We start from the raw sequence: 12,815 nt of genomic DNA on the forward strand, positions 1-12,815 counted from the left end.
AGATGAACATCGTTCTGGCCATCTGCTCCAGCTCGTATCTCCGTTCCATATATCCTGCAGCTCTGCGTCCCGCCATAACATTCTTATTGCATTTAATCGAGTCAAGAATCTCTGCTGCCTCATCCGCCGGTAGATCTGACAGATTTCGAAAAGGGCCGATTGCTTTCTCATAGTAATGATATAAATAATCCACTTGGAATACCCCTTTCTATAAAGGTTCTATCTCTACCATGCCTGTAAAAAACTCAGCCTAAGGCTGAGTTTTGGAAAGATCATATTCATAGATCCGGCCGTCGCGGACTGCCTGATTCTTGAATAGCAGCAGATTGCCTTTACGTTCAACAAATTCAAGCTGATCCCCATAGAAAGGAATATCATTCGTTTCAGCGTAAAGTTGCTGGTCTGCATCCAGTAATGCTTTATAGAGCAATGTTTTGGAGCCTGTCTTACGGTCGATCAGGGTTAGCAGACCCTTTTGATTTGGACGGATCAGCAGGAAGTCCTCATCTATCCCTTCAATCAGATACTTATCGTCTGCACCGCCAAGCTTGGTTAAATCCATCGTCTCTGCTACTTTCCCTGTCCCGTCTTCGATTACCCGCAGAGTCTTGCCATCTGTCAGAATAAGTTTGTTGCCATACATGTTCACATTATCTCCGAACCGGATCCAGTAACCCACGCTTGCCTGCCGGATCACCATGCCATCTTTAATAATCAGCGTATACCATTTATTGTTAATATGCGGCTCTCCGTAAATATCTGATATGGTCAGATATATTAAGCCTCCGGCTGTCTTTTGAAAATCGAAAGTGACCATGTCATATAGCTCTGAACCCAGATTGGCAATCAGCCGGGGCTGTCCGGCGGGAGTAGAAGCATATAGCTTCCCTGTTTGTTTATCAACCGTATAGTTCACACCCGCATAGGAAGCATTGGTACTGGCGAAGGTCTGAATCCCTTTAGCGGTATAAACTGCACTTTTGGCATTCCAGCTTACCGATTCGCCTCCCAAAGCCTGGACCATAAACCGGACAGGAAGATATAATTCATCCTTGTATACAAAAGGCGTTCCACCCAGATATACAGTTTTCCCATCCAGCTTCCCCGTCTTGCTGCCTACTGTGATCACTACCGACTTCTCCCATCCGGTATAAGTAGCCTGACGATGGGACTTATTCCAGGTAACCTGCAAACCAGCCGATTCCAAAAAAGTAGCCCGGGCATAAACAGTACCATCCTTTAGCAGTGCTGGTCCGGTAGCATCCCCCCCATTTTCCATTGTATAACTGAAATAAGCGTTCGAAGCAGCCGACGAGACCGAAGCAAAAATCAGTGAAAAGGCCAGTAGAGGCAAAACAAGCCATATTTTTCGCATGAACGATCAACCCCTTCCTATTATTTCCTGTTTCCATACATTTATTGGACTCAAAAAATAGAAAAAAGTTGCAGTCCCATTATTTAACACAAGAGGTATTAAGACTTAGTCCGATTGAACTATTTTACCATAACTTCCAGTGGGAATAGCTCGACTGGCATGATATAATCGCTAATGGCTTTACCACGAAATTAAAACCCATTAATATGATGGGTTTGTAGGAGGATCTATCACCATGGACAGTCACATCAGAATTGTGAAAGTATCCGCGGCTATTGAAAAAGATGAATTTGACGTTAAGGTGAGTCATTGGAGACTGCTGCTGGAGACGAACCGCTATTATGAGATTAAAGGCGAGGATGGCCCGGTAAAGCGAATTTATAAAGAGAAGCTCAATACCGTGGTGGATGAATCCAAGTCATATACGGCTGGCCAGCTCTCCTGTTCAGCCTTTTGTATTGAAGACCGGATCAACGAGATGCAGATCGAGATTCTCCGCAAGCTGCAGCTAAAAATCAACGATTATATGAACCAGCTTCATTTAAATCAGAAAGCGATCGAACGCCAAACGATTGTCCGAAAATCGTGACTGTCCGGAATACCTGTTCATGAATTTGATTGATGCACAAAGAGCCGCGGATTGCAGACCCTAAATTCTGCAGGTTCCCGGCTCTTTGTATTTGTGCTGCTTACAGCTGTCCCGCGTTCTTCACCGCATGTTCCCAGCTTGGAAAATAATACAGTGCGCTCCGCATTAGTTCCGGATCCTGCTGCTTGACCTGCTTCTTATTAACCGTTCCCCCACCCCGATTGGAGCTGCTTGATCCGGCTAATGACCTCATCTGATCCCATTGTAATATCCAGCTTTGCCACTCCCTTCTTTTTATTTCTTCCATATTTTTCACCAAGCATTCAATTTGTATACCTACTCAGATTGTATAAAATTGAGATAAGTTTAACATTAAAGCACAGCAGGATTATGTCGTTTCTTGGAGAATATTAACAGGGATTAATAAAGCAACAATACATCCACATCAATATGTGGAACTCAGGAGGGAATAAAATGGCTAACTTGTTTGGCGGTTTACTTGGCAATTATTCGGAGGTAACCATTCCGGAGCTGAAAAACCAGTACGGGGCATATCTGATGCCTGAAGAACAAATCCGTACAGGCTTCAAACTGATCCGCGATGCTTTTATTATTACGGATGAACGTTTAATCCTGATCGATCATCAAGGTGTCACCGGAAAGAAAACGCGTGTCGCGTCAATCCATCTCAGCTCTATATTTGAAGTCACTATGGAGACCGGAGGTACTGGTTTTGATGATTGTGAAATCAATCTGCATTATATTACCTCCCCGTATCATAAAACGAATAATCTGCAGACGGCCGTCTATAAATTTGAATTTTCCAAAAAGTTCAATGTGCAGCCTCTGTATACCGCCCTCGTCAGCGTCGCGCATGAGAACCACAAGCGCCTGAACGGTTGAAATAGCATGGTTTCATAATAAGTCCCCTGTTTTTCCGGCAGGGGACTTTGTAAGGGTGCGAGAGCAAAATCCGGTACTCCAGCTTACGCTCACCGGCAGTTATTACATATTCTTCACTGCCCTGATGCGGAATCGGTTCTCCACTACGGGTATCGCTAATATCCAGCGGTTCTATCCGCTCCATTGAAGTCTCCTCCCTTTCCGCAAACTATTCTCAAGATATTGATAACTGTACATCTATAAGCTCTGCCTGACTGACTCAGCGTCCGTTCTGAGCACAAAATAATATTCCCGCTTCTCACCGCCGTCCCCCTGCTCCGTCAGCTTGAATCCGCGGATGATGGCACCGGGCTCATAGTCTTTGGTATTTGAGCTTAAAAAAGCTGCTATATTCTCTTTAAGTACAAATGACCCTGATCCGCTGCTGAATTCAATGACTAACGGCTTGTCATCCGGCATTTTGTATTTATAGCCGCCGTCTTCCCTCAGCAGCACATCCGTCAATTCATATACGGCAGAAGCCCCCTTCTCCAGCTGAATCTGAACTGACTCACCTAATTTCACATAGGGGATACTGACTTCTGAATCCTCAAGAATAGCTTTGAACGGGGCGCCCTCGGATATATTTCCAGTTTGCCTTTCGTTTATGATGTGGATGATTGCCGGGATATTACTGCCATCTGCAGTTACTGTGATCGAAGAAGATGCCGGCTCATCCGTACGGTTCGAAAAGCTGCAGGCAGTTAATGCAATTAGTATCAGCACACTCAACAGCCGCAGCACTGAAGTCCTGAGCAAAATGCTTCCCCACCTCCCTGCATTTTTAATAGGCTAACCGGTAATACGGAAGATTCAGTACCGGTACAAAACCCAGCTTCTGCGCGAGATTATACGATCCTTCATTCTCCAGACGGCAGGCCCAGACCGGTTTCAGCCCGCGTTCCAGGCAGTAATCAATCAAGGCCGAGCTGACTGAGAATGCGTAACCTTTTCCCCGATATTTGTGCGCCGTCTCAATGCCTATCTCCAGCTGATTCTGTGCGCAGCAGGCTGAGAACGCGGTTGCGGCTATTTCGCCATCCCGCAGTAAAGTGAACCCTATACCTTCCGCTTCAAAATGTGCCGCATTCCGCCAGAAAAAACGGGGCACGACACCTTCTGCCAGCGCACCAAACTGCTCCTTCGTTGTCTGTACGATCATTTCATCCTGCTTAAAAAAATGCTCCTTGGCAGTAAGGTATACCTGCCGGTCGAAGCGGAAGTTAACCCTTGTATGTAGCTGAATGGCCCGGGGGGTATCGCCCTCTGGTAAGTCATCTCCGGTAACAAGCGCACCATTATGTGAAGTACGGAAAGAATCGATCAGGCCGGTCCAGTCTCCTGCCGGATCTGCCTGCAGCCACTCTGCCGACTGTCTGGTTTCGGCTTTATTGGTCAGGTAATCAAAGAGCGAGTCTTCAAAGGCTTCATCGCCTCTTTCTCCGAATAAGAGAGACATTCCATAAGAATGAACCACATAAAAAGCACGGGGACTGTCAGCACAATCCGTAAACACCTTCCCGTCAATGTTCTGCTCCAGGACGCTTCTGGCGAATAACGTATTTATTTTCACTTGATCCAGCAACGGTAAGGCCAGGTAATAGTCCTTAATCTCCAGTTCAATCATTGCCTTCTCCTCGCTTTTCGTTAACAAATTGTTTAAACAGCCAGCGGAAATTCCATTCAAAGACATGAGACATCTGCCACTCAGCAAAAGGTTCAGGTATACCCCGAGCCATCCAGAGATCAGCTGATTCCCCGCTTGCTGCGGCTTGTGCTGCATAGATTTGAATTTCACTAAGATAACTTATCATCTCGCCAACGCTGCTGCGGTCTGTAACTTCCCCGTGACCGGGAATCACAAGGCTGAAATTAAGCTCTTGCCCGATCCGCTGCAGGATCTCTATCCATGCGGCCGGGAAACCGCTCAGCATAGCCGGATGTGAGTTACTCAGCACCAGATCTCCGGCGATCAGCACCTTCGCATCTTCAATGTACACGAAGGCATCACTATCCGTATGCCCGCCGCCAAAGGTAAGGAGAGTCAGTGAACGCGCACTCCCATGAATTATCAGCTTGTCTAAAAAGGTTATTGCCGCCGTCTTCCTGAGGATGCCGGGAACAGCCGCCAGCAGCGCAGCTTTATCCGCAATTTCATTGGCATATGCAGTTTGCAGCCGGATATCTTGCGCCGCCTGCATGCCTTTTGTTAATGCCGCGATTTGCTTCTGCAATCCTTCCTGCCACACTTCCACTTCCGGAGCGCCCAGTTTAGTCAGAATCTCACGGGTAAGGTCTGTAGTGATTATCTGACTGTCCGTAAAAACCTGATTTCCGTAATGATGATCACCATGAAAATGTGTATTAACTATGTACTTCACCGGATTTCCGGTCAGCTGCTCAGCTGTTTCCCTCAGAATCTGCGCCGCTTGTGGAAGACTGAACGTATCCACTACAACGGTAATATCGCCTAAATCAACGATCGCTGCATTCCCAAGTGCTCCGCTGCCCGGAATAACAATTGCCGCCCACACGCCTGAAGCCACTGAATGCAAGGTGAAGAATTTGTTCAACCTCAGTCCCCCTATTTTAACTTTAAAAGTTTATCTGCCATTATACTATAATATGGAAAATATTACGCAGTAACTTTTTCAGCACTTAACAGAGAGCTAGAAGACGGCTAATTCTGAGACACAAGTATCGTTATAGGTTCCGCTGTAATATTTCCCTTTTAGAGAATTCTATTGACTTCTCACTTGATTTACGTTAGCTTTCTCACATATATAGTTTAATTGAAAGGAAACTGCACATGATTATTCCAACACCGGAAGTGAATTTCGAAGCTTCTCACTTTTATAATCCCAGCCTGAAAAATGTGGTTATTCTCGCCACCGGCGGAACGATTGCCGGCAGCGGAGAAGCACATAAAACCTTAAATTACGAACCCGGCGCTCTGCCGATACAAGATCTGCTGGACAGTGTCCCCCACCTGGAGCGGTTAGCTAATTGTGCAGGAATACAGGTAAGCAATCTGTGCAGTGCCGACATTACCAGTGATCACTGGCTGACACTTGCTTCAATCATTAATACCTTGGCCCTGCGGGAGGATATCCACGGGTTTGTGATTACGCACGGAACAGATACTCTGGACGAAACCTCTTATTTCCTGAATCTGGTCATCAAGACGGATAAGCCGGTTATTATCACAGGCTCCATGCGCCCGGCCACGGCAATCAGTGCAGACGGACCTCTGAACCTCTTCCAGTCTGTTGCGCTCGCTGCCAATCCGGATGCTTCCGGACAGGGCGTAATGGTCGTCTTTGCAGAGGGGATCTACAGCGGCAGAGATGTTCAGAAGGTTAACACGTTTAAGGCGAATGCTTTTGATGAACGGGATTTCGGCTGTCTCGGATATATGCGGGATGCCCAGGCCTTCTTTTACACCCGCTCTTTGAAAAAGCACACCATAGATGCCCAGTTTGATGTCTCGTCCCTGACCGGACTGCCTGAAGTATCCGTCGCCTATTTCCATGTAGATGCCAACCCTGGTATTCTGGATTACCTGTCCACGGTTTCCAAAGGAATTGTTATCGCCGGGGCAGGCGGAGGGATATACAGCAAACCGTGGATAGATAAGGTCGGCGAGCTGAAAAACAACAATATCCCGGTGGTCCGCTGCTCGCGGATTTCCAGCGGGATAACACTTAAAGATTCGTACATTGACCTTTCTGCTAATTCCATTCCCTGCAACAGTCTGGTGCCGCAAAAAGCGCGGATTCTGCTCTCACTGGCGCTGACGCAAACAACGCATTATGATGAAATCGCCGCTATGTTTAATGTGTACTAAGCTATAAAGCTGTGCAATCAGCTAACAGCCCCGTGAATGCTCACGGGGCTGTTTCTTATCTATAGCTTTTCGTACCTACATCCTTATCATTTTGTTAACGTCGCCGCTTCTTAATCATGATCCGCAGCAGCCGGCCGTTTCCTTTGTCTCCATTTACCTGCAACAAGCAGGAGTAAGGGCAGGCCGAGCATATTCACTGGCATCGCAAACGGCACCCAGTAACGATGTAGATAATTCGTTGAAGCCTCCGTTACATCTTGGGGAACTAACGCAAATACAAACATCACCGGGGCAATGAACCAAATCAGGTTCCTCCAGTTTCGGACCTGCAAAAATTGGGCGGTACCATAACTCATCATGAAGAGCATCACAGCAAATTTGACGAATACACTGGCAAGCCATATCACGACCGGTATCGCATCGAAGTTATCGATAAAGCCAAACAGTGATATTTTCTTGGTCATTTCGAAAAAAGGGTACCATGTGTTAGAAGAGAGATTGACTCCTAAAGTGAATATCACCATCAGCGTTGTTATCAGAACAAAGAATACCGAACTCAAGACCGCCCCGTACGCATAAATTGCCCCTTTACGCGGCTGGTTCAAAAATGCGGCAAACATAAGGTATTCAACAGAATGACCGAGGTAGGAGGCTGGTGCCAGCGCTCCACCCAGTATTCCCGTCACTCCGCTATCCGCATAGATCGGGAGAATGTTCCTCCAGTGAATATTGTTGGCGCTAGCGATCAGGACAAGGCTGATCATGAGCAAGATGATGGGCCCCAGAATCTCGCCGCAGCGGGCAATGCCTTCGATTCCTCCAGCATAGGTTGCATAGACTATCACGAAAATCATTAGGAGCATGACCGCTTCCTTCGGTGTCCCGTGAAGCAGCATGATTTGGACCACATCGGAGAATTGGCGGAGAATGATCGGGGTAATCGTATACCATTGAACCAAATAAATTACGAGTACGGCTTTGCCGATCCATTTCCCAAGAATCTTATGACTATATTCAAAAAAAGTCTGCCCAGGGTATAACTTCGCGGCTTGCGTCGCCAAGAGTGCGATCAACAATGCGATACCTCCGGCAACGACAACGGAAATCCAGGCATCCTGTTTTGCCTGCAGACTTGGGGTGACCGTCATGACCAATGTCATCCCTAGATCCATGATAAGGATGATCCAGAAAACCTGTATACCTGTCAATTTCATCTTCATTGCATAGAGCCCTCTTCCGGTTGATAGTCAGCCCGTCTTTTCTTTATGTGCCGGTAAGTGCGTTTTGCCTGTTCGTTCGATCTTGATGTGGGCATCGACAGTCACGGGAACCTCAGGAAAAATATCAAGCCATTTTCCTTTCATTTTTTTCCAGGCATACGGATGCTCGATGTGGATATTCTCTCCGATGCCGAGGATATCCGACTGGAGTTCTTTCTGCACATGCGTTAACATGCTCTCGGTCTCACTACGAATTTGCTTAGACAGCAAGGTTTCGACATGTTTCATATGATTCACATTGCTCAGGTCCAGCTTCGAATCGTTATCGATCGCCCGGACGGAAGCATGCAGAGAGACCCCTGCTTCAGGAAGCTCATTCTTAATCACGGTGTGCATTTTCATACTGCTATTCAGCAGTTCAACGCCTACTGTCCCTCCGTATTGTTTGTTTTCCGGTTCCACTTGCACAGTAATCCTCAAATGATGTGACTCCCCTGTCCACCAGCGTAAAAGTTTTAATTCATCTGACGACAGATATCCGGATAATTGATTTCTATGGTAAACTGCAGCCCGGTCTATCGTGAACGTTTCCTTATCAGTGCCTTTATGAATGACCCTTATGGCAGCGGTAACCGGTGATCTGTCTTCTGAGGACAGTGCATTCAAGAATTCGTCGATTTTGACAGGAAAGCTTAATTTGCTGGACTGAATTTTGTTGATACCTATACCCGGAATGAGCTCAAGCTGATAAGAAGTGTTCAAAATTTCTTTGGCTGTCCCTCCATAAGTTGTTAGCACATAGCTATTAGCGCGGGTCTCAGGGAATCTGGTAAATGTATCCACTACCCGATTAATACCCTGCCGGGCGAATTGTTCTCCGAAAATGATGACGCCTCTATGCCCGAAATAAATGGCACGGGATAATTGTTGCTGCAGTTTCCCTGTCACTTCCGATGAGTTCTTCCCGCTGGCCGAGATGACGATAACTGATTTCTTGCCGCTCCCACCAGACTGTACCGCACTGGGGATTCCCGTGGGAAGGGCGATCTGCAGTGTTATTTCGAGCTGTCCGTCATCTGTAAGATCAATTCCGCTTGCCATAACCAAAGCGAGATCGTCCATTTCATTGCGGTCCCAGCAGCCGGTTGTCAATCCGAGAGTAACGAAAATAACCAAGAACCTGAATGTCCGGAGTATTCTGGTCATTTGCTCCTTTCACTCCATTCTTCGCTGTGTTTGCTGTTTACGCCTCCGCATTACCCGCCATGGGGCACGGATCAAAGTATCCGATAGCCCTGTGGGGTTAAACGGTGCAATTGGTGTCATATAGGGAACACCGAAGGATTTCAGGGTTACCAGATGGATCAAGACGCAAATCAAGCCAATCCCTACGCCATACAGGCCGAAGCTTGCAGCGAGAAGCATAAGCGGAAACCGTATAATACTAATCGCCTGGCTCATGCCCGGGTTCGGGATGAGAAAGGAAGCAATACCTGTAACGGATACGACGATGATCTGGGGAGCGGAAATAATACCTGCCTGAACGGCAGCCTGTCCAATCACAAGTGCACCCACAATGCTGATCGTCTGGCCTACTGGACGGGGAAGGCGGATTCCTGCTTCGCGCAGCGCCTCAAAGGTAATTTCCATGATCAATCCCTCCGCTATTGCCGGAAAGGGGACAACCTCCCGGGCCGCTGCAAGACTAAGGGCCAAGCTGGTAGGGATCATTTCCTGATGAAAGGTCGTAACCGCAATAAATAGGGCAGGGAGCGACATCGCTAAAAAAGCGAATAGATACCTGAGCCATCGCAGCATCGTAACGTAGATGAAATTGGTATAATAGTCTTCGGCAGTCTGAAACCCGAACCAGAATGTGATCGGGAGAACGAGCACCATCGGTGAACCGTTAATCAGGACCGCAATTTTACCCTCGATCAGGGAACCTGAAACCAAATCGGGCCGTTGAGTCGCCTGCATCAGGGGAAAAGGTGAATAAGGATGGTCGCTAATCAATTCCTCAATATAACCGGACTCAGCACACTGTCCATATCGATGCCGGATATCCGTTTTTTCACCTCTTTAACTACGCTTTGTTCTGCTAGATTTTCAATATATACAATCATCACGTCAGTTTGAGAAAGTCTTCCTACACAGAGCTTCTCAGCCTTTAGCCGGGGCGTCCGGAGCCGATGGCGAATGAGAGCCAGGTTGATGTCAAGCTTCTCGATAAAACCGTACCGCGGACCGCGAATGACTGCCTCCGTTGCCGGCTCCTCCAACTGGCGGTGCAGCTTGTCTTTGAGCCCAAAGGTGAACGCCTCTGAGGAGGATTGGGCGAATAAAACGACTTCTCCCCTAACGATGCTTTGAACGATTTCATTCATGTTCGTGACGATACGGGGTTGTACGATGGAAGCCAATTTGAAATTCAGTATTTCATAGAGCTGGGAGGAAATGCTGCTGGACGCGGCTTCGGGCTGCATCAAAGGCTCCAGGAAACCGTCATCCCAAAGTTGATCGTCAACTAAGACATCCAGATAAACCACCATACCCGGAATGGAGCCAAACATATGAAGTTTGCGCACGACTAGATCGGAGCAATTGGCAAACAATTGAGTGAGGAGCGTTTCATTGTCATCCAGCTCGCTGGAAATCTTCAGCTCCATTGTTTTATCTAATTCTTTCAGTTTTTTTCCGAAAGGATCAGCTACTCTTTTTTTCGTTTTCATATGCCCCTCCTATCAAAACTTAACTTTCCCCATCCTTTATTGGATTATTCGGAACAAAATACCATAAGTTAAAGTCAAAAAAAGGACTATTTCTGAAAGCTTTTTTCCAAAGCTTTCAGAAATAGTCCCTTGCCGGGAGCTCCATCAAGGTATATTTTCCCTGCCGCTGTAGATACTTCATACATAAAAAAATACGTAAGGAAAGGAGGTGCAAAAGAATGAAGGTGCTCGGAAAAGCAGCTGCCTTTTTGCTGATTATCGCTTTATCAGGAGCTGTACTCTATTATGCCACTGCCATGGGTGGTTAGCTGAAATACTTTGTGACGATCTTCTCAGCTGTCCGGGTAGCAAGCGCCTGTGTCGTGAGTGTCGGATTCGGACCACCAATTCCGTTAAAGTGCACACTGTTGTCGGCAATGAACAACCGCCCTACCTGATAAGCTTCACAGTTCGTATCGGTGACGTATCCCATCCGCATCGTGCTTTCAAGATGGAGCATGAAGCCAAAAGGGGTATCTGAACGGATAATCTTTCTGGCACCGGCTTGCTTCAACGTTTCTGAAGCGTATCTCGCCAGCTGATCACGCTTTTTGAGCGTTTTGACACTAGGTGTATAATGAATGACCGGTATGGGTCCGTTTTCGTCTTTGAGCAGCGGGTCGACCTCAACTCTGTTGCGGTAGAGCGTTTCATCATCCGTCAGGAGCAGCATGCTCATAGTCCGGCTATAGTTCATCATCAGTTCTTTGAACTGAGGACTGACGACACGGCCATGAATATCCCACGGCGCTCCCGGCTCCGGCGGATTAAGAGCGTCATATCCCGCTTCACTGAACCCATAGGTCAAGAAGGACATTAGACCTGGGCTTAGGCAAGAAACTTGAAATATTCCGGTTCCCGGAATATCGACCCGGGCTCCCGAAGTATGACCGACGTACGGATAGACAGCTGGCAGGCCCATAATGCTCATTAGATCCTTTTCTTCAAAAACACCTGCAACCCAGTCAAAGCAGTGATTGGTTAGCCCTCTTCCCACCCATTCGTTATAGGGCAGCTCCGAATTCAGCCAGAGCCGCGGAGTTTCGATGCAGCCGGCAGCCATGATCACCGTTCGGGCCGTTAACTCACCGGTTTCTCCCGTCCACGTATCCCGAAACTGTACGCCGACCGCACGCAGTCCCTCTTTAGGGTCATGACCCGTTAAGATTTTGGTCACGAAGGAGTTAGGCCGGACCGCGACATTTCCGGTTTTCAGGGCGAGTGGGATGTAGCTGACAAGGGTACTTCGTTTGGCGATTTTGTCTACCGAGGGACCGGCTGTGCATCCGTTGACACAGTTTCCCTTCAGAGTGCAGCCTTCCATATCGGATAATTGCTCGAGCGGGTATTTCAGATCCATCAGATGTTCGTTGGTCGGCAGAATGGCGTTCGGATTCGGGCGGTATCCCGGAGTCGTAACATTCAGCGTCGGAATCAGCGGCCAGCCTGCTTTTTTGGCACCATAGTAAAAAAGCTCTTCTTTCGGCGTGGTTGGTGCAAACTGAACGGGCAGTGTGGCTTCAGCTTTCTCATAATAGGGCATCAGCTCCCGGTAGCTGATCGGCCAAACATTATCCACTGCAGCTGGAAAAGCGCGAGGCGATTGACTCCAATAATGCTGGGTCGTCCCCCCTACTCCGGACAGCTGCCAGATATCCCCTTTTTGGCGCATGACCCGGTGCCAGGGCGTACGGCGGCGGTCGGCAGGCCCAAAACGGAATATGCCCGACACCACATCGTTCATATTGTTTTCATATGCATTGAACATTTTCTTGTATATCGCTACATCCAAATCCCTATAATCGGAGCTCCACTCTCCGCCCCGCTCGTTGTTCGGATTCGCCCATTGTTTATTTCCGTACCAGGGGCCGGCTTCCAGTACTAAAACTTTCAACCCTGCTTCTCCAAGCTCCTTCGCTGCAACGGCACCTCCGCCGCCGGACCCAATAACAATTACGTCGGCATCGAACATTGCATCAGTATCATACAATTGTGGATTCTCCTCCCTTACGTTCGATGGTCAACAAATTGCCACGGAGAGCACGATAGCCTGGAACAACCCCTGGATAAC

The 12,815-nt window shown here is 47.8% G+C and carries 11 protein-coding genes and 2 pseudogenes; 4 read left to right on the forward strand and 9 right to left on the reverse strand.

From position 1 onward, the window contains the following. Together AQR02_RS15305 and AQR02_RS15310 are read right to left on the reverse strand one after the other, a co-directional pair. A pseudogene (locus AQR02_RS15305) lies at positions 1-193 on the reverse strand (hypothetical protein); the annotation flags it as partial. Between the two features lie 57 nt (positions 194-250). Continuing rightward, positions 251-1,375, reverse strand: a complete 1,125-nt coding sequence (locus AQR02_RS15310) for a copper amine oxidase N-terminal domain-containing protein (RefSeq protein WP_054941223.1) — start codon at positions 1,373-1,375, stop codon at positions 251-253. 235 nt (positions 1,376-1,610) lie between these two features. On the opposite strand from AQR02_RS15310, the gene AQR02_RS15315 reads away from it, so the two are divergent. The 3 genes from AQR02_RS15315 (at position 1,611) to AQR02_RS35150 (ending at position 3,054) form a co-directional block, all read left to right on the forward strand. Then, a complete protein-coding gene (locus AQR02_RS15315) occupies positions 1,611-1,964 on the forward strand; it encodes a hypothetical protein (RefSeq protein WP_245237480.1) in 354 nt (117 codons plus the stop codon). A gap of 474 nt (positions 1,965-2,438) precedes the next feature. Then, positions 2,439-2,867: a PH domain-containing protein gene (locus AQR02_RS15320; RefSeq protein ID WP_054941224.1), complete on the forward strand. Its 429-nt coding sequence runs from the start codon at positions 2,439-2,441 to the stop codon at positions 2,865-2,867. 55 nt (positions 2,868-2,922) lie between these two features. Continuing rightward, a complete protein-coding gene (locus AQR02_RS35150; protein ID WP_280818627.1) occupies positions 2,923-3,054 on the forward strand; it encodes a hypothetical protein in 132 nt (43 codons plus the stop codon). Between the two features lie 50 nt (positions 3,055-3,104). Here the strand turns inward: AQR02_RS35150 and AQR02_RS15325 are convergent, their stop codons facing one another. The 3 genes from AQR02_RS15325 to AQR02_RS15335 are packed head-to-tail and all read right to left on the reverse strand — an operon-like array spanning position 3,105 to position 5,479. Beyond that, a complete protein-coding gene (locus AQR02_RS15325) occupies positions 3,105-3,665 on the reverse strand; it encodes a hypothetical protein (protein ID WP_054941225.1) in 561 nt (186 codons plus the stop codon). A 25-nt stretch (positions 3,666-3,690) separates the two neighbouring features. Continuing rightward, positions 3,691-4,560, reverse strand: a complete 870-nt coding sequence (locus AQR02_RS15330; protein WP_209444162.1) for a GNAT family N-acetyltransferase — start codon at positions 4,558-4,560, stop codon at positions 3,691-3,693. Continuing rightward, positions 4,526-5,479, reverse strand: coding sequence for an MBL fold metallo-hydrolase (locus AQR02_RS15335; protein ID WP_054941227.1), 954 nt, complete (start codon positions 5,477-5,479; stop codon positions 4,526-4,528). Before AQR02_RS15335 ends, AQR02_RS15330 begins: the two co-directional genes overlap by 35 nt. A gap of 236 nt (positions 5,480-5,715) precedes the next feature. Here AQR02_RS15335 and AQR02_RS15340 point away from each other — a divergent pair, with 236 nt between their 5' ends. After that, positions 5,716-6,753 carry an asparaginase gene (locus AQR02_RS15340; RefSeq protein ID WP_054941228.1) on the forward strand — a complete coding sequence of 346 codons (1,038 nt, stop codon included), beginning with the start codon at positions 5,716-5,718 and terminating at the stop codon, positions 6,751-6,753. Positions 6,754-6,863: 110 nt separating this feature from the next. Here AQR02_RS15340 and AQR02_RS15345 read toward each other — a convergent pair whose 3' ends face one another. From AQR02_RS15345 to AQR02_RS15360, 4 genes and pseudogenes are all read right to left on the reverse strand, one after another. After that, positions 6,864-7,973, reverse strand: a complete 1,110-nt coding sequence (locus AQR02_RS15345; protein WP_054941229.1) for a GerAB/ArcD/ProY family transporter — start codon at positions 7,971-7,973, stop codon at positions 6,864-6,866. Between the two features lie 27 nt (positions 7,974-8,000). Continuing rightward, positions 8,001-9,179: a Ger(x)C family spore germination protein gene (locus tag AQR02_RS15350; protein ID WP_054941230.1), complete on the reverse strand. Its 1,179-nt coding sequence runs from the start codon at positions 9,177-9,179 to the stop codon at positions 8,001-8,003. A 9-nt stretch (positions 9,180-9,188) separates the two neighbouring features. Further along, positions 9,189-10,705, reverse strand: a pseudogene (locus AQR02_RS35585) (spore germination protein). Between the two features lie 304 nt (positions 10,706-11,009). Next, positions 11,010-12,716, reverse strand: coding sequence for a GMC family oxidoreductase N-terminal domain-containing protein (locus AQR02_RS15360; protein WP_054942121.1), 1,707 nt, complete (start codon positions 12,714-12,716; stop codon positions 11,010-11,012). Positions 12,717-12,815: the final 99 nt, after the last annotated feature.

This window comes from Paenibacillus ihuae, from assembly GCF_001368795.1.
Classification (GTDB): domain Bacteria; phylum Bacillota; class Bacilli; order Paenibacillales; family Paenibacillaceae; genus Paenibacillus_AQ; species Paenibacillus_AQ ihuae.